Source organism: Bradyrhizobium ferriligni (assembly GCF_056837965.1).
In genome coordinates, this window is record NZ_JBXEJO010000046.1 from 1 (window position 1) to 19,574 (window position 19,574).

At 61.3% G+C, this 19,574-nt stretch carries 6 protein-coding genes; 5 read left to right on the forward strand and 1 reads right to left on the reverse strand.

Features of this window, described 5'->3' with window-relative positions:
- On the reverse strand, window positions 1-8,545 hold an 8,545-nt coding region (locus tag AC1VNY_RS25810; RefSeq protein ID WP_482407297.1), incomplete at its 3' end, for a hypothetical protein.
- A 150-nt stretch (window positions 8,546-8,695) separates the two neighbouring features.
- Here AC1VNY_RS25810 and AC1VNY_RS25815 point away from each other — a divergent pair.
- The 5 genes from AC1VNY_RS25815 to AC1VNY_RS25835 all read left to right on the forward strand — a co-directional run bounded on the left by AC1VNY_RS25815 (window position 8,696) and on the right by AC1VNY_RS25835 (window position 19,571).
- Complete coding sequence (locus AC1VNY_RS25815) at window positions 8,696-10,591, forward strand: hypothetical protein (protein WP_482407298.1); 1,896 nt, start codon at window positions 8,696-8,698, stop codon at window positions 10,589-10,591.
- Between the two features lie 449 nt (window positions 10,592-11,040).
- Complete coding sequence (locus AC1VNY_RS25820; protein ID WP_482407299.1) at window positions 11,041-12,219, forward strand: DUF6361 family protein; 1,179 nt, start codon at window positions 11,041-11,043, stop codon at window positions 12,217-12,219.
- On the forward strand, window positions 12,209-14,071 hold the full coding sequence (locus tag AC1VNY_RS25825) for a phospholipase D family protein (protein WP_482407300.1): 1,863 nt from the start codon (window positions 12,209-12,211) through the stop codon (window positions 14,069-14,071). Before AC1VNY_RS25820 ends, AC1VNY_RS25825 begins: the two co-directional genes overlap by 11 nt.
- A gap of 2 nt (window positions 14,072-14,073) precedes the next feature.
- A complete protein-coding gene (locus tag AC1VNY_RS25830) occupies window positions 14,074-17,319 on the forward strand; it encodes a helicase-related protein (RefSeq protein ID WP_482407301.1) in 3,246 nt (1,081 codons plus the stop codon).
- A 200-nt stretch (window positions 17,320-17,519) separates the two neighbouring features.
- Window positions 17,520-19,571 carry a UvrD-helicase domain-containing protein gene (locus tag AC1VNY_RS25835; protein WP_482407302.1) on the forward strand — a complete coding sequence of 684 codons (2,052 nt, stop codon included), beginning with the start codon at window positions 17,520-17,522 and terminating at the stop codon, window positions 19,569-19,571.
- Window positions 19,572-19,574 lie beyond the last annotated feature (3 nt).

The following is a 19,574-nucleotide window of genomic DNA, read 5'->3' on the forward strand; positions in this document are numbered from 1 at the left end:
GGGCGGGCCAGCCGGTGATCGAGAATCGGGCAGACGATCCGAAGTTGGTGTTCGGATCGGCAAGCCACGTCGCCAGCCGCGCCATTTCGCCCTCGTCCAGCGTCAACGACGGATATTGCCGCACGCCCGCGGGCGCTTGCGCGTATCTGGCGAAGTCGATGACGTCGGCGAGTACGGGATGGAGCGGCGGATCGAGGTCGATGCTCCACTGCGCACTGGCCAGCTCGATGTCGGGAACGCCCGCCGTTCCGGACGGCTTCAGCGCGCGGAGCGTGATGGTCGCCTTGTGGAACTGATCGGGATCCTCGGCAAACGCCGCGCGCACATTCGCAGCGTAAGAATCCCACTCCAGGCCTTGCAGAAATTCGCGTAAGAGACCTGCGGTCCATTTTCCTCCGTTCGGCGCCATCAGGCCCGGTTCGAGCACTTCGTCGTAACCGTATTTTGCGAACCGATCGACCGAATCCGGCCCGCCGATCGGATGAAGGACCATGCCGTTGAGCGTGTCCGTGATCTTCAACTGCACGGAGATGCGTTCCGGGCGACCGTTCGACAGCATTTCGGTCAGGATTGGCTCGTCGACATTGATCGACAGCGAACGGCGCAAGGTGCGGTTCGGCCAGACCAGGAACGACTCGGCTGGCGAATACCAACTGCTCTGCCGTCCGCCGCTCAGCCGTCCGCCGCTCTGCCCTCCGCCGCCCGCCGCGATCAGCCGCAGCGTCTCGCTCGGATAATGCGCCTCGACCTTGGCGAAATCGACGATCTCCGCGGGATCGAGTTGCGCCAGTGAGGCGGGCAGCGCCTGGACCCGCGCCACCGGCTTGGCCGGCGGATCACAGGTCAGGAACAGAACGACCTGCTTGCCGTCGACGAACGGAACCGCTCCGCTGCCGCGATGCGTGACCATCAGTTTCCGATAGCCGCGGGCGCGAACGTAAACCTTCAGATCCAGGGTCAACGCCTTGGCGGGATCGTCCGCCGAAATCAGCCGTATCCGTCCGTTCGCAACCGCGCCGGACTCGTTCAGCGCATCCAGCTCGAACATCTGGTCGCCGCCGACATAGATCGCGCCGGCCGTCTCGTCGTCGGGATCGACCTTGTCGTTGTAGCGCAACGCGTTGCCGGGATCGGCATCGACCACCGATTTGCTGAACGGATAATGCAGCGCCAATGCCGTGGGCGCGCCGGTCGCCCCCTCCGCCTCACCGGCGGCATCGAGCTCGAAAATATCGTAGCCGCCGAAGTACGACGCGTTCCGCCTGGCACTGCGGTCAGCGAGCTCCGTTTCAATTGCGGCAGGCCTTGCATTCCACTGCACGCGCGTCCCGACCCTGCGCGCGGCGTCACGCAAGCGTTGCAGCGGGCTCTCCGGGCTGTCCTTGGCCGGCCGGCCGATAAGTTGCGAAAGTGTTGCCGGCGCCAGCGTCGCGTCGGCCTTCACCGCCGGATGCAGCACGACGACGCGGCCGGCATCGCCGTCAATGTCTTCAGAGAGCAGCGGCGCCGAATCGATCCTGACCGGATGCTCGAACACTTCGACTGGCGCGGCCACCGCAGGCAGTTTGTCCGTCGAACCATCGATATCGATCAGGATCGACGTATCCATCGGACACCACAGCGGCTCATCCTCGCCCGCCGCCTGCACCGGCTGAATCGCAAAGCGAACGCCGATCGGGCCGTTGTCGAGCCGATCACGGGGACTCCGGTCAGCGCCGATCACCCGCAAAAACCCTTGCATATCGTCGATCGAGTAACCCACCTGGGCCGATCGATTGACCAATATCGGGTCGTCGAAATTGGGCTGCAGGAGCGGCGTCGGATTTCCGCCGGGAACCGCGATCGAACCCTTGTTCAACGTGATGATGAAATCGTCCGGATCGCCTGGCCGCTTGAGGGCGAAATCGGCCGCCGACGGCCGTGCCTTCGCGTCGCTGACCGCGTCCGATCCATAAAGGCCGATCGGCACCGACTGCTCGATGCGCACGCGCAACCGGTAACTGCGGTTCTCCTTCAGGACGGCGCGATCCTTGAGATTGTCGATGCCGTCGTCGATCCCGAGCGTGAATGCTGGTTTGATGGACGGCGACGTAACGTCGACCATGGCCGCGTCCGCCGATTTGGCTCGGTATTCGAAATGCAATACCGCGCGGCGGACGCCCTGTCGCGGCTGCAGGACCTGGCGGGTCTGCAGAACCAACGGCGTGGGGGCGCCATCGGTGCCGGCGGTATCGACCGCCACCACGGTATAGCGCAGCACGTAGGGTGGCTGCGGAATCTGGCCCGCCGAGGTCGGCCCGGCTGGCGCCGTGTCCGGCACCGCGGTCGGCGGCAGGATGGCGCGGCGCATCGCATCGGGGAGATCGGACAGGTCGTCGACGAACTGGGCGTTGGGCCGCACAAAGCGCCACACGAAACCCCCGCTGACGGGATCGCGTACCAGGCGCATCGGCGCCGCGGCCTTGGTCGTGGTGCGCATCGGCTTCGACAGACTGCTCAGGCCGTCCGGCGGCGTGACGATGCGCTCGATGCGATAATGCTTCAGGTCGAATTCGGGATCGAACCAGACGCCGCTCGACCTATCGAACGGCGGCTCGAGATCCCAGTCGAGCCGAATGCCGTTGGGCGTCGCCTCGACGACCGGCTCGGCCAGCCGCGGCCCGCGCTCGCAGAACATCCGCTCCGGCGAATTGAACAGATGGACGTTCCCCTCAAACGACGGGATGGAGCTCGCCGCGGCAGCGATATTGAAGTTTCCAACGCGCGGAGTCCCGTCAGGCGACGACTTGAACAGAACGTCGAGGTCGGCCCTCGTCACGACAAAGACCGCGCCGAGCGTGCGGATGTCCAGTCCCACCGCAGCTGCGGCGAGCTTCCACGAACCGCGGCCTCCCGCCGCAAGTTTGGCCGCAGAATCGCACAGCGCTGCGATCGCGGCAGACCGGCGTTCCTCGATGTCGTTGGCCGCGCGAAGCTCGATGCCGAGCGCCATCTGATCGCGGCCGGCATCGGTCAGCACCTGGGCGGCGGCTTCACGCGTGTTCGGAAGCCTTTCCGGATCGGCCTTGATTTGCGTATCCAGCGGCTCGGCGAGGTCGGCAAGACCAGGGACTCTTGGCGGCGGCGAGGCCGTGCTCGGCTTTCGGATGAAGCACTGTGACAGAAAGATTCCGAGATCCATCTTGTCGGACCCGGAAACGGCGACCGTCCAGTCCGTGTTGTATGTCAGGTCGATCGGGGCGGCGCCGAAGATGATGGGCTGTTCGCCCCGGGTCAGGTCGAGCCTTTGGATGGTCAGCGGCGTGGGTATCTGCGGCACACCCTGGGCAACACGCGTCACCAGGCTCAGTGCCGCGGGAGTTGCATTGACCAAGGAATCGAGTTGAACCGGCGGTGGATAGAAGCTGCAGAAGGCCTCGCCGCCCCTGTTCTTCGGCAATTGGTCACTCGTCAGTCCCGTCTCGGTGTGATCCCGCGGGACGAAGATCATCACGAATTCTTCTTCCGCCCCTTGCGGATTGCCGGCCACCGGGAACAGCATTGCCCAATATGCGGTTGGCTGCAGCGGGCGCCCCTGCGGGACTGGCGCGGCCTGTCCGGGCACGGTCGGCATCGGCGGATCGTTGGCGTTGAGCGCGTCATGCTTGTCGAGCGCCGTGTCGGCGGCCTGGTCGGCGCTGCCGGCGCGCGGACCGCGCGGCAATTCGGGAGCCGGCGGCGCAACCGCCTGTTCGGCGTCCGGCATCGACGTCGTGAGACCGAGCTGCATGAAGCGCTCGACGCGGGCGCGGGCCTCGTCGAGCCGCCCCGGGTTGACGGCGAATCCGACACCCAGGCGAATATGCCGGCCGAAAGCGCCGACGCCCACCGACGCCGATCCGCGGGCCGAAATGCTGTTCGGGGTGGCCGCGGCCTCCAGCGCGATCGAGATCGTCAAGGAGATCGAGAAGCCGACTTCGAGATGAATGTCGGTAAAGCCGACGCTGAATTCGAGCCAGATGCGAACCTGCAGTCCGATCGAGACATCGAACGAGATCGAGCCATAGAATAGCGTGTCGCTGAAGCGCTTGACCGAAATATAGGCGATGAACTTCGCATCGATCGAGAAATCGGCGCGCGCGACCGCCGACGCGCCGAATGAGCGGCCGCCGACCTGGCCACCGAACTGCGCATACCCCTTGGCGCGGAAGGCGATGCCCCACAGCATCGCGCCGTCCTCGATGCGATTGATCATCCCGCCCGAGCAGACGATCTGGAAACTGCCGCCGCCCTGCTTCTCCTCGAACGTGAAGCCGAGCTCATACGGCCAGCCGAACTCCTGGTGAAACAGGCCGGGCCGGATGTAGGTCGTCGCCGACCATCGAATGCCTTTCATCGCCTTGACCAGCGGCGCCGGCAGTTCCGGGTGCTTGCCGTCGACATCGCCGGTCCCGTCGGCGATGAGCCGTCCAAGGAATTCCTTGCGCGGCACAGAAAGATAGACGTAGCCCCGCAGCGTCGGGTTGTTGCGCCAGAAATCATTGACGCTGGAATCATGCCAGTCGGCATAGTTGCGCGCGATCCAGACCCGCGCGTTCAGGAAGAACGTGAAGTCGCTGCGCAGGGCGACGACGATGTCGAACAGGATCGGGTTCGGGAGATCCTTCTCGGCATCGGCGTCATAGTCGGTCTCGCCGGATGCGCTCTCGATCGTGATCAGGCCGCGCAAGGCAAGCGTCACGCGGTTGCCTTCCGCCTCCGGCTCCCATGATTTGATCGACGCCAGATTGCCCTGATACTTCGAGATGTCGTCAAGAACCTTGATCAGATCCTTGACGCTTGTCACCTTGTCCGCGCGATTGAACGCGGCGATCGTAAAGCGGTAGCCGAAGCCGAAGCCGACCTCGCGCAAATAGATCGACCCGATCGGAGTCGGGATTTCGATCGAGAGATCGTCGGCCTCGGCATACAGGAAGAAGGCGCGGCGCAGATCGCCGCCGTCCTTTCTGAGCTCGAGGAAGCCCATGGCCGCCGCCATCGCTCCCCAGCCCTTGATCGAAAGCTTGCCGGAAGCGAGGAATCCGTTGACGGTGACGTCGGTCGGCAGCGCGCCGGGCGCGTAGAGGCTCGGCAGCGACCCGTCCACCGCAATCGCCGTCCCTTCGATCGACGCCGCACCTCCGAACCTGATGCCAAGGGTAAGCCCGTCGAAGCGAATCTGCGGCAAGGACTGGCCCTGCTTCGGCGGCGCGATCCATAGTTCGTGAAAATCGAATCTGGGGCTGACGATGTCGCCGGACTCGACGAAATTGACCTGGCCGGAAATCGACAAGGCGGGCTTGCCGCCGAACGCCGGCGAAGACGGGTGAAAGCCGATGCCGCGCAGTTCAAAACTGAACAGGTTGAAGAAGTTGACCTGCTTCGGCGGGACCACTGCGACCTGGAAGCTGATGGCGCGCAGCAGCATCGACGAGTCGCGCGCCAGCGGCGCCTTGTCGAGCGTGATGGTGATGCTGCCGAGATATTTCAAAAGCCCGTCGGTGAACTCGCCCTCCCCCGGGCGGAATTCGGCGGTTCCGGTCAAGGTGAAATAGAATTGATAACCGCCGCCCTCGCTTGCGAAGTTCTGGAATTCGAAACCGAGCGCGGAAATAGTCAGCACGAACCGCGTCGAATGGCAGACGATCGGGTCGCCGGCCTTGTCGAGCTTGGCTTCCGCACTCTGCACGATCAGCGAGCCGTCGCTGCCTCGTCCCATCGAGATCGAGACCGTCGCGTTGGCTTCGCCGACCAGTTCGGGCGGCAACTGGCCCGATCCCTTGATCGAGAAGGCCTGAATCTGTCCGTGCTTGATCGAAAGACCGCCGCTGTCGAACCTGAAGGGCATGTCGACCCCCGCCAGCTGCACCGGCGTATCGCGATCGACCTTGGCATCGAGATCAAGCCCGCTGCGCGAGATGCCAAGACCGTCGACATGAAACACGATACCCCGGCCACCGCTCGCGACCTTGCCATAGGCGAGATCGAGCCGCGCTTCAGGCGCCAGCGACAACCGCGCGTCGCCGCTTGAAAAATCAAGGTTGAAGAACGGAAACTTGCCAGCCGGCCAGTTGCCACCGGGCTTGACCAGGACGATGTTGCCGTCGAGCCCGAGCAGGCTGAAGGCGGTGTGATTTGCATCGCCGAAAATCGCGATCTTGTCCGCGCCCGACAGGCGCACGCTGAAATCCTTGATGTCGATGTTGACGTGCAGGTCGAAATCGACGTTCGCATCATTGATCTTGAGCGTGACATGGACCGGTAGGTCGAATTTGCCGTCTCTTGTCGAGTTGACGCTGCTGGGGGCCGAAGAAACCTTGATGTACTGGCCGATTGAGTTCAGGACCCCCATCGGGCCGGCCGAATCGGTACTCTGCGACGACTGCAGGAACGGCAGCAGCCGGTCCGTCTGCGCTGAAACGGTGGCGTCGACGTTCCCCCAATTCAACGCCCCCTTGTAGGTGATGTCGCCTGAAATGGTTGCGACCGTCAGGTTCGGCGGCAAACCGGTCCCCGGCGGAAGCTTAATCGGCGTCGTGCTCACCTGCGCGTCGCAGGCTTGCAGGAAATGCACCGCTCCGTCGACCAGGCGGATAAGCGCGATCGCACCAACGCTCGTGAACCTGATGTCGGCCTGGATCAGCCGCTTGGCATCTCGCTTACCCTGGAGATCGGTGTCGCGAACGGCCTCCATACCGGAATCGTGCCCCAGCCACAGGTCCGTCCCAATTGTCGCGGATGGCCCCGTGCCAGCGGCAACGTCGGGCGGCGCAATCAGCAGCGCTACGGATGGCGGTCCATCCAGATCGATGACGACCAATGGCTGCCAAACCAACGGCACCTTGACATCGAGGCTAAGGCCAAGCCCCTCCCCGGAAAAGACTTCGGTAGTGGGCAAGCTGCCCCACGCCGGCGTGATAACGATCTGCCGCAACGCGTAGGTTCGCGCGTCAAGGCGTACTTCGATCATCAGATGCGGCGGGGCAATCCCCGGTCCGGTCCCGATCTTCTTGATCGCGTCGCGCAGCATCCCGACCAGTCTGGCGAGAACCTCGCCGACCGCCTCGGCGACCCCGAGCAACGGGTTGCGTACCGAGCCGCCCTGATGCGTGAGCCAGCGCACGGCTGCAGCCACCATGTCGGCGATACGATCCAGCACCTTGCCGAGGTCGGAGAGGTCCGGAAAGCTGCTGTCCGGCATACGGATTGCGGAAGCGAACCGAATCAGTTGCTTTGCGACGTCTTCCGCTTTCTGCGCCGCAACCGTGACCAGCTTGACGGGATAGGGTTCGACGATCTCGAGGGTCGTCAATTGGCCTGACGTCTTGCCGCTGGTCTCGACGCTTTGCTCGTAGGCGGCGTGAAATGCAATCAGCAGTGCCGGATCGTTCTTGGCACGAATGACGATGCGCGGGAAATCGAGCGTCGCGGTGATGCCCAGCGCGGCAGCTTGCGGCTGCGACAAATTCACTGAGGGGGCCCGAATGGTGAGTGTCGACGCCGAGAATTCGATCTTGAACGTCAGCAGGTCCGGTTGATCGATCACGGTGGCCGGGAGTTTGGGAGTCACTGCCTGCGGCGTGAGGATGCCTGCAACCGCGAGATTGCCGCCGATCGCCAGCGTGAACGAAAATCCGGCGATGTCGGCGATTGCCGGCGGCGCGTTGGTGCCGTCGTCGTAGATCAGCTTGCCGTTGCAGGGTGATGCGGTGCCGACAGAAAGCCGCCGCTGGGCATCGACATTGAATTTCAGGCTCAGGGCAGACGTGCCATTGGCATCCTTGTCCCAATCGACGCGCACCGGCGACTTTGGGATCGGCAGATCGAACCGGAGCAGCTTTGCCAGTCCGCTGAGATCAAGCGAGGGCCAGTCCAATTGCGGCCATTTGATCCTTGGCCAATGCAGGTCGAGCGCCGGAAAGTTCGGCAACGGATGGATCGATATCGAAGGCAGCATCTTGATGGCGTTGGCGACATCGTCGCGCGTCACGGTCAATTCGAACCGAATGTCGGCATCAGCCTGGCCGCCGACCGTCAACACCTGACCACTTCCCGAAAGTGTCGCGGTCAGGAACGGATCATCGTTCGGCCCGGAATCAAGCGCAACGAGATCAAGGCTAAGATTGGCGCTGAAGGTTGCTCCAGCCGAAAGTGGCAAGCTGCTGACACCGAGGTAAGCACCACCGGCAGATAGATCGACGGGCTTCGAAAGCTCGGCCAAAAGTTCGCTGCGTGCAGCTTCAACCAGAACAGCCGCGGTAAAATCGGCCGCATCCCGGAGCTTTTTGATGTCGGCCTGGATTTCGTTCCAGGTCTTCAGCTTCCCGCCAGCCACGAAATAGGATTCGCGCGAACCTCCGGTGCCGGCGTGCGACGGAATCTTGATTGCGCCACTGAGCTTGATCCTGCCCGTGGCCTGTGCTGCCTTGATTGAGATTTCCTCGATCAGGAATGGATCGTTCGGGGTAAGGCCCTCGACCGTCAGATCGCCCTGGGTTCTCGAAAATAAAATAATACTCGCCGCCATCCACGCCCCCGCGTCGGCTTTGAGTTGGCGAAATATGCCAACAATTTTTGGTTGTATGTTGCCATCCAATCATAAATGATGGCGCATTGCCAAGCTTTGTTTCAAAGATTTCACTTTTAGAATGTTGCGACGGGCCAAACGGGGGCGGATGTGGCCGATCAGGATTTACTGGCGATCGTGTGGGGAGAGATCTCGGGACTTGCAGCCAAGGACCGCAGCGATCAGACGCTCGCTCGACTGGAGGCAGTCATCGCCAAGCTGGCCGCCGCGGCCAAGCGACACGGCCTCGACAATGGCTTTGCGCGCAAACCGGCGCCACGCACCGACGAGACGCAGGCTGTCGCTGCATACAGCGCCCTGACTTCGACGGTGAATGCTGTCGAGGCCGACACCTGGGGTCCACCGGACGTGGCATTGCCGAACCGTGCGGTTCTCTGGGAAATCAACGAAAGCGGCCTGCCGCCGCGCGATCGTGCGCCGCCACAGTCCGTTGCATGGATTTCCGAAACCGGCACGACCCATGGCGGTGATTTTGTCGCGGGCTCTGGCCGGGACGCACGCACCTATCGGTTGTTCGAATCCAACACCACCCCAGCCAAGGACGAACTTCCCTATGTATCAGGCTATACCGGCTTCGGCGTTCTTAGGCCGAAAAGCACACGACGCTGGTATCAGAGCCCAAACTGGGGAATAGGACTTGCTGGCGGTGCGCTGTTTTTCCTCGCGAGTTTCAATCTGCTGTGGACCGCGATCAGCTTCAGTCAGGCCTACGATCTGATGAGCAATCGCCAGCCGGGCTATATCGACAAATTCGTCAACGTCGCCGGCCGCCCTCCGTTACCGAACTGTCCGGAGGGTACCTCCGGGGCCGCCGCGGCCTATTGCCTGACCGCGGAGGAAGCCAAGTATGACGCCGCCGGCGTACTGGTGACGAGAAGCGAAGAGGCGCAGAAGAACGCCGACGCTCTGCGCAGCGCTAAACTCAATACCTTTGGGTCCGTTGTCGGTCCGCAATGCGTCAAGCTGCTGACCGAGCGTGCCAGCAAAGAGGTCGCGGCGAGAAAGAGCCAGAAAAACCTCGATCCGCTGGAGGGCGACGATCGAGCCAACAGTCTCAATTGCATGACTATACTTGGCTCCGCACTCGCATTCTCTTCCGAACATCTGGTGATTCAGATTCAGGAGGACGGCTGGTTCGGCAAAAATGTCGGCACCCACCTTCGATCAATATTCTCTTTCCTGCTCGGTTGGCACCTTCCGACCAATGCCGCCGAGAACGTTTCGCTCGGTATGCCCACTGCATTTATGATCGTGGGCGTCATCATGGTGCTGGTCGGGCTTGGCCGCGGCGTCACGGGAACGCCGCTCGGTGTGCTGATCAGCCCCCAGAACCGGTATTCGCTCGCGCTGGCCCAGGTGACGTTCTGGACCATACTGGTGCTGACCAGCGTGGTTGCGATTGCGATTTTCAATGCAGGGCTGGTCGCCGAACAGATGCGATATTTCCTGCCTGCGACCAACGATGCCGGGCCGGCTGCGATCAAGTATGGATTTTTTCCTGAGATTCCATCGGGAATCTGGGCGGTGCTTGGCATAACGCTGTCGACGACGATGCTTTCGGCTTGGATCAAAGATTTAAAGGGCTCGGTACCAGAGGCAGACTTTGGTATCGAGAATGCCAAGCGGGAGACAGACAAGATCGGCTTCTTCAAAACGCCGACCGAGAGCCGCAGTGACCAACGTAGCGCCTCGATCGCCGACTGGTTCCTCGGAGAAGACGCTGGCAACACGGACCGCATTGACATTTCGCGGGTACAAATGGTGCTGATCACGGCTGGACTGCTCGTAACGTACGGCCACGCCATTTTTGCGTCTTTCCGCAACTTACCAACGCCGGAAATCCTGCTCGCGATCCAAAGCCTGGGTGTGCTCGTTCCTGGTCTGCCGATCGTCGGCGCGACGATGGCCGTCATGCTGTCTGTGAGCCACGCCACCTATCTGGTCGCCAAAGCCGCCGATAGGCCCGCAACTGAGCCGAAGCGATAGGCGGCCATACCAAGCACGAAAGTCCCACTGAAGAATGTTACCGCCCACCTCCAATCAGTTGCTCTGTGCAATTCTTCGCAAGTCGAGGACGTGCCTCCTGCGAAGGGGATTGGTACGAGACGGACGGTTTAGGGTTACTGGGCTCGAGTTTGTCTTGGCGTAAAGCACAGGAGATCGCGCGCTGGGCTACCTCTACATCTAACTGCGGTCCGACGAGCAGATTTTGTCGGATATATTTGGCAGCGATATTTGCCGCACACGCTCCGATCGCTGCTTCAGCCCTCACCTCGACGAAAGACACCTTGTATGCGCGACTATCTGACATTATCGCTGTATCGCACGTGCTATCGGCACGGCCCTTAAGAATTATACAAATTTCTATTCGCGGCGCCCACCCAGATTGCGTAGGGCTAACCCTCCATGAATTCGGAGCGGTGCCAGGAGGTCGGATGTCATCTCTTGCCTGGATCGATTTTGACGAAGCGGAGCGGCAGCGAGCCCTCCGCATTATGGCTCTTCTGGACGAACGTGAGGGACGGGACGAACTGGGGCTCGGGAGCATACGCGACTCGATCGCCGACCATCTCTTTCCCGGGACAAGCACGATTCAAACGCGGCTGCGCTATATGCTTTTCGTGCCCTGGATCATGCGCATGCTCGAGAGCCGCGATGCTGCCGAAGCTCAACTGCGCAGCGAGGCTCGCGAATTGGAAATTCGGCTTGCGGACGCGCTCAAAGCGGGTGGTGAGCAATATGGAATCATCGGCAGAGACGCCGGCGCCCGCCTCCAGCGACTGCCCAGTTCGGTCTATTGGTCCGGCCTCGGTGCTTGGCGCATTCGAACCTTTCCGGGCTCCGCTGACAGCTTGTTCGCTTCTTTACCTGCCCGCAAACGAAGACGCTCGCCGGTCGATCCGAATGAACTCACCCAGAGCGGGGCCGTCGATGCGGTCTGGGTGCGCACATTGCCGGAGGCGCCGGCCGATCTGTTGCAAAAAACCACGTTCCATCTCACTGCCGAGGAAGCGCAGTTCATCATCGATCGCCTCGTGAACGCTCAAGCGGGATCGTTGATCGCTTTTCTCGCCCGCGAAGCGATGGAGGTCGACTGCGACTACATTTGGGCTCACCCGCGCCTTGCTGAATTTCCCGAATTTGCGCGTCGCCTGGTTCGCCATGGCGAAATCTTTTCGCAGATCATGCACGGGGCGGCCCTGCTCTACAATCTAACTCTCAGCGAACTCCGTGGGCGGGATGACTGGGCCGAAGAATATCGCAGGCGAATAGCCAATTGGAGCGAAGAGGTCGGCCCAACGCTTGCACGTGGCTGGTCGCTGGGCGAATTTTGGGATGCCGTGAAGCATCCCGGTCACAGCATCAAGCCGGCCGCGAAGCGTTTCGTCACCGAGTGGCTCGAGCTTGTAGCAGATGGCACACCCCAGAACGCAACTCTACCGGCGGCGCGACGGCTCGTGGAAATGCGCGAGCGCCAGCTGAAGACCACGCAGTCGAGGTATGTCAATCGTTCCGTGAGGGATCGCTGGAGCGGCGCTTCCGGCGTGAACCGCCTCACGTTCCGTTGGAGCCAGACAAGGTCTCACCTCAAGGATCTCATCGATGCCCGGTAAGACCAGCCTCGATCCCGACCATCGAACGCTTTACGGAGCAGGCCTGCAGCCGCCCGTGGGATATGCGCTCGATGCGGCCGTCGCCACGACTTTCTCGCTCGATTTCGAAACGGCTCTGGCAGTCCCGGTGAGCCTGGCCCTCTTCGCGGCTGAGAGCCGCGACGAAATTCTGGATCACCCCCTGGCCCTTCTGGAGGGCGCCGAGCGTATGGCGGGGCGGCTATTGGTCTTTGCGGATAGCGGACATATCCAGGTTCAGACCCGCCCGCACTCGCGGCTCTGCTCACTACTCGAGAAGATCATCGTCGAGGTCGCGGCGCCAAAGGGCGGAACCTTTCATCCTAAGATGTGGGCTCTTCGCTTCAGACCCACCGACGACGATCAGCCGGTGTGCGTCCGCTTGCTGGTGATGTCTCGAAATCTCACGCGGGATCGCTCCTGGGATGTCGCGCTGACGCTTGATGGGGTGGTTGCCAAAAAGCCCCAAGCCGCGAACCGCCCGCTTGCCGATTTCATTCGGCGTCTTCCGAAACTTTCAATCGCTGACCTGCCACCTGGCGCAACCGAACTGGCGGCCGGCTTGGCCGAAGATATTCGCCGAGCGGACTGGATTTTGCCGGAGCCTTTCGAGCGGGTCTCGTTCGCCGCTAACGGCTTCGGCGGCAAACCGTGGCAACCCGACCCTGGTGCCCGGCTGGGTATCATCTCTCCTTTTTGTGACGAGGACGCATTGTCCATGCTTGCCGACCGTGCCGGCGCGCAAGCCCCCCTCCTGATCGGTCGCTCGGACGAGCTCGGCCGCTTGCCGCGTGACCTGTTGGATCGGTTCGGCCAGGTTGCGGTGATGGAGGAGGTCGCGGCGACCGAGGATGGAGAAGAACCCGATGCCGCCAGCTTGCAAGGATTGCACGCGAAGGTCTTCGTCGTCGAACGGGGTTGGGATACCGAGGTCACGGTCGGCTCGGGAAATGCGACCCGTCCAGCCCTGATCACGGGTCGCAACGTCGAGCTCTTTGCGACGCTCAACGGCAGGCGATCGCAGGTGGGGAGTATCGAGGAAATATTTGGCGACAAAGGGTTCGGCAGGCTTACGCGTCCCTTCGTGCCTGAAGAGTGCAAGGATGAAGACGGAGCACAACGGGATGCCGAGGCAAGGCTCGACGAAGCGCGTCGCGAAATATGCACTGGTGGATTGAAGCTGGTCTGCAGGCGATCCAGCTCGGAAGGCGAAGCTGCCGATCTTTGGGAGGTCGCCGTGCAGCCGGCCAAGCCTCTGGCGCTGGCCTCCGTTGGCGAACTTCGCATATGGCCGATCACCCGGGGCGAAACTCACCAGAAGGACGCCCTTGAGAATTTGAGACATGGAGAAGCCGTCGATCTCGGAGCGATGCCCCTGATCGATATCACTCGCTTTTTGGCGTTCCATGTTTTCGATCGTGAGACCGGCGTGGCGCTGCTTTTTGCAACCGGCTTGGTTCTGGAAGGGCTGCCAATCGGACGAAATGCAGCGATCTTGCGCTCGATCATTCACAACAAGGATGCCTTCTTTCGCTACCTTCGCCTGCTTCTTGCCGAGTTCGGCGATCCCTTCGCGGCCGCCTTGGCCGTACAGAAGAACGAGGGGCACGGAGGCTGGCGCTCGAGCGAGGACGACTCGCCTCTGCTGGAGGAGATGGTGCGCGCTTTCTGCGGAAGAGAGGATCGCCTTGATCGGATCGAGCGTTTGGTCGAGCGGTTGGAAGAGACCGATGCCGGCTCCGAAAGCCCGATACCTGCGGATTTCCACGCTGTTTGGCAAACATTCCGGCTTGCTTTGCAGAACAAGTCCCAAGCGCATGTTGTAGAGGAATAGTCATGACGACCGAGCGTTTTCGGGCGGCATCTGCATTGGCGCCGCTCAAGATATTCCAGCGACGCACCGTCGATTATGTCTTCGAGCGCCTCTACAGCGAGACCGATCCCGCGTTACAGTTTTTGGTCGCAGACGAGGTCGGGCTCGGCAAGACGATGGTCGCCCGGGGCGTCATCGCTCGAATGATCGAACATCTCTGGGACACAACGGAACGGATCGACATTCTCTACATCTGTTCGAACCAGGCGATTGCCGCACAGAACATTAACCGGCTGAATGTCCTCGGCCGTCGAGAATTGTCCCTGCCGACACGGATGACTTTAATACCGCTGCAACTGCGCAGCGAGGCTGGAGCGAGCTCGACCTGTGGAGGATTGGACTCGAACAAGGTCAATTTCATAAGCCTGACGCCGGGAACGACTTTCGATCTTAGATCTTCCACAGGCATCGCCCAAGAACGAGCCTTGCTGTTCCGCCTGCTCGCTGACGCTGTGTCACGCCCGCGCGGACTTCGTAATCTGCTCCAGGTCACTGCAGGCAACGACGGTTGGGACAGTGCCGTCGACAACATGAGCTTGAAGGGCGTGGACGCTCGCATCATCGAGCGCTTCCGGGAAAAGGTGACCGGGGATAGCGAACTCTTCGCGGAGCTGGAGCGTCTCTGCGACATGTTTCCGCGCCGGCGGCAAGAGTATCCCCTCGAAATGACTCAGCCACGCAACGCGCTGGTGGCAAAACTGCGCGCCCGGCTCTCGCACGCCTGCGTCGATGCACTCCAGCCCGATCTCATCATCATGGATGAGTTTCAGCGTTTCCGCGATCTTCTCCATGGAGACTCCGATGCGGCCATGCTCGCTCGGGAGCTTTTCGATTATTCTGACCCGAACGGTCATGCCGCCAGGACGCTGCTGTTGTCGGCCACGCCTTACCGCATGCTGACCCTGGCCGGCGATGCCCCCGATGAGGGCAACCATTACGCGGATTTTCTCGAAACGCTGGGCTTTCTCTATGGTCGCGACAGAGGACCGATCGTGGCCGCGGAGCTCGCGCGGGAAATGCGGACGTTCCGAACGATGCTGCAAGCGCTGCCCGCCTCGCAAAGCGCGGCGATCGAAGCGCGCGCCCGGATCGAGCAGCGCCTTCGGCGCGTCATCGTCCGGACCGAGCGCGTTGGAAGCACGAAGGACCGCGACTCGATGGTCGAAGAGCTGCAGATGTCGCTCACGATCGCGCCGACGGACCTGGCGCAAGCCGCTGCGGTTTCGAACATTGCGCGCGTTCTGGACGCTCCGGAAATCGTCGAGTACTGGAAGTCCGCGCCTTATCTTCTGAATTTCATGCGCGAATACAGCTTGAAGCGCCTTCTTGCGGAACAGGCTGCGAAACCATCGGCTGCCCTGCGCGATGCTCTCGCATTCGCCCGACCAGCCATGCTGAGCCGCGAGGCACTTGATGCTTATGAGCCTCTCGACCCCGCCAACGGACGAATGAGAGCCATCATAGAGGATGTTTTCAGCTCGAGTTCCGCAGAGAACCTATGGATACCGGCGTCCATGCCATATTACGGGTCCGCACAGTCGAACCCTCCGCCGACGAAATCGCTGGTCTTCTCGTCGTGGTCGATGGTGCCGGACGTCTTAGCGGCACTCCTGTCCTATGAAGCTGAGCGACGAATGGGGGTCGGAGCATCCGGGAGACGATATTTCGAGCAAAACAGGTTGCGGCCGCTACAGTTTCGGCAGGATCAAGGCAGGCTGGCCGGTCTTCGGGCGCTGTTGTTGATCTATCCCAGTCCACAACTTGCCGAATTGGCCGATCCGCTCGGCGTCTTCGCGGAAAGACAAGAGCGTTTGTCCAAAGAGGCCATGCGAGAGGCCATTGCGGAACGACTTCGGCCCGCACTGGTCGCGCTCGAACAGTCGGCCAGTAAAGACGGTGGAGCACCCATTCCGGAATGGGCTGCTCCCGCAATGATCGATCGGCTGCTTGGCTCTTCGCTCGAAGCATGGCTCTCGGCGTCGGACGGCTTCGTCGGATTGGCGAGCGAAGACGGCTTCCGCGAGCATGTTGCCGAGCTCGCTGCAGCGACGACGAGAGGCGATTTCACCGGCGTCGCGAGCGACCAGTTGGACTTGCTGGTCGACGTGGCGCTGGGAAGTCCGGCCATTTGTAGCCTGCGCGCCTTGCGACGGATAGCGCCCGAGCTCCAGTGGGACCACCCAATTCTGTTGCGGGCCGCCGCGGAAATTGCCTGGGCGTTCCGAACGCTGTTCAATCAGCCCGATGCCATCGCTCTGCTTCGCCGCGGCACTGAGGATCGGTATTGGCATCGCGTCCTGACCTATGGCGTTGATCACAATCTTCAGGCGGTCCTCGACGAGTATGCGCATTATCTGATTGATGCGGAGGGATTGAGCGCACTCGGGCCCGAGGAAAGGGCGCTGGGCGTAGCGCGAGCGATGGCGTCGGCGTTGTCGGTGCGGCCTTCGCAGATCGACGTCGACGATGTTCGGCTCGATGGCGAACAAGTCAAGTTGACCAAGTTCCAAATGCGCGGCCGGTTCGCGATGCGACTTGCTGACTATCGTGACGAAGAAGGCACCGTGGCGCGACTGAGTGGGGTGCGTGAAGCTTTCAATTCGCCCTTCAAGCCCTTCGTCCTGGCTACGACGTCAGTTGGACAGGAAGGTCTCGATTTCCATCCTTATTGCTATCGTGTCTACCATTGGAATTTGCCAGGCAATCCGGTCGACCTGGAGCAGCGTGAGGGGCGCATCCATCGTTTCAAGAATCATGCGGTCCGATTGAACCTTGCCGAACGTCAGGTCGCAGCCGTAAGGGGCAGCGGTTCGGCTCCACTCGATCCATGGCGTTTCATGTTCGAGCGGGCAAGGTCGGAAGACGACGCTCATTCCGATATCGTCCCGTATTGGATCTATGAGGGGGCTGTCCGCATCGAACGGCGTGTCCCGATGCTGCCGTTCAGCCGGGAGGTCACTCGGCTCGAATGGCTCAAGCAAAGTTTGACCGTCTACCGGCTCGCATTCGGTCAGCCGCGACAGGACGATCTACTGGAGTATCTTGCCAGGCTCGCTGGCGACGGAATAGGCGCCGACGTTCTCAATGACCTGCAAATTCGTTTAGAGCCTGCGGAGCCCACTCCCGAGAGGCGTCCAACAGCTTTTGTTCAGGCCGGAATACTAAGAGGGTCAGTCCATGAAGGTGAAGCCATTTCGTCGTCCGAATGACCGAAAGGTGCGGCAGCGTCTCAACGGGTCAGGACCGCGCGCCCGCTCCGGCTGCAGGGGTGCGTCGCCACAGATCTGTCTGCGGAGCACTTGCTCTGCCATCGTTGGATTGCTTTAGTCCACCGAGCTTTTGCCTGAGCGAACCTTGCCTGGGCTTGATACGGCAGCGCAACGACTAACAATGTGGGAAGCGCATAACTGTGCTTGAGCTCGCGAACACATTTCATCGCAGTCTAAATCGGCTTACCAACGCCGAGCAGACGGCCACCAAGACCATCATTTTCGACTATATGTCGGACCCATCTCGACCTGGCTTGTCGTTGCATCGCGTAGACAAGGCGCGGGAGAAGGGATTTTGGACAATCAGGGTCAACCGCGACTTGCGGATCGTCGTATATAAGCACAGCCAGAAGTCGGTGTTCTGTTATGTTGCCCATCACGACGATGCATATTCCTGGGCAGAACGGCGGCGGTTCGAGGTGCATCCCGTCACCGGCGCTGCGCAGATCGTCGAACTGGTCGAAATCGTTCGTGAGGAAATCAGGACCATTACGCCTGAGCCCGCACGGCGCGGCATATTTGCGCATGAGGGGCGAGATTACCTGCTCTCGCTCGGGGTGCCCGAAACCTATCTTGAGCTGTTGCTCCAGGTCGACGAAGACGGGTTGCTCGAGCTGCTGCCACGACTACCAGAAGAAGCACAGGAAGCTCTAATGGCAATCGCGACCGGTGAGCGCCCCGAGCCGCGTCCGGTTCTGCAGATCAATATCGACGCTGACCCGTTCACGCATCCCGATGCTCAACGGCGCTTCTGGGTTGCCAGCGACGAACAGATGGTCGCACAAGCGCTCGAGAAGCCGTGGGCGGAGTGGCTGGTTTTTCTCCACCCCTCCCAGCGAGCTGCCGTGGAAAGGAGCGTAAACGGACCGGCACGAATATCCGGATCGGCCGGAACGGGAAAGAGCGTTGTTGCCATGCATCGCGCCGCGCACCTTGCGCGCAACACCGCCTCGGGAAGAATCCTGCTGACGACATTCTCGAAAATCTTGTCGGAGAGACTATCCGAGGGAATGGATACGTTGCTGGGATCCTCATCAGAAGCGCGCCAGAGAGTCGAAGTCATCCACCTTCATGCTTACGCCCATCGTCATGCCTCCAGATTGAAGCCGCTGACGATTGCCGACGATCGCACGATCGACGGTTTCATTGAACTTGCCCGGCGCGATCTGGATTCAACCATCACGAACGGCTTCATAAGGACCGAATGGGATGCGATTATCGACTATTGGGGCATAAAAACCTTTGACGCGTACAAGGTGATCGTCCGCACCGGCCGCGGTACGGCTATGAACGCTGCTCTTCGTCGCAAATTGTGGGACGTCTTCGAGCGTGTGCAACGGCAACTGGCGGCAAACGAATTGTATACGTTCGGCGAAGTCTGCGATCTTTTGCGATCGAGGATCGAACAGGACGAGACGCGGCCATTCACGCATGTCGTGGTGGATGAAGCCCAAGACCTCGGTCCGCGCGAATTGAGATTGATCGCCGCTCTTGCACCGGCCGCTTCTCGTCCGTTGACATTTGCCGGCGATGTCGGTCAGCGAATTTTCCGTTGGCCCTTCTCCTGGCTCAGCGCCGGCATCGACGTTCGCGGGCGCTCTCACCGTCTCAAGGTCAACTATCGAACGACTGCCGAAATACGCCTGTTCTCGGACCACCTCCTGCCGGCTCGCTTGACCGAGGTGGATGGAGAGCCGGAAGAGCGCGCGGCTGTCTCGTTGTTGCACGGCCCCAAGCCGGATTTGAAAGGCGCGAACGACCTTGTCGGAGAAGTAGAGGTCCTGGCCGAATGGTTGGGCGGCCTACAGCAACTCGGGGTCGCCCCTGGTGAAATCGCCATCTTTGCGCGCACAAGGCGGGCGCTTCAAGAACGGGCCGGCCCCGCCCTGGAACGCGTCGGCATTGGGGGTACCTGGCTCGCTCCAGACAAGACCCATGAAGACGGCAAGGTCATCTTGGGCACGCTTCATTCCGCCAAGGGCCTCGAATTTCGAGCAGTCGCAATCGTCGCATGCGACGACCTCCAAACCCCTCTTCAGGCTGCCTTGAACCTTTCGAGCGAGCCAGACGAGAAGCGCTTGACCGAGGAGCGAGAACTTAGCCTCTTATATGTCGGCTGCACCAGGGCTCGGGATCAATTGCTGATAACGTGGTCGGGCACACCATCGCGATTTCTCGATTCCGTGAAATAGCAA

What these genes read in the sequence shown, in the direction of transcription:
- AC1VNY_RS25820 (WP_482407299.1), top strand. Translation starts at nt 11,041, where the DNA reads ATGTCATCTCTTGCCTGGATCGATTTTGACGAAGCGGAGCGGCAGCGA.
- AC1VNY_RS25825 (WP_482407300.1), top strand. Translation starts at nt 12,209, where the DNA reads ATGCCCGGTAAGACCAGCCTCGATCCCGACCATCGAACGCTTTACGGA.
- AC1VNY_RS25830 (WP_482407301.1), top strand. Translation starts at nt 14,074, where the DNA reads ATGACGACCGAGCGTTTTCGGGCGGCATCTGCATTGGCGCCGCTCAAG.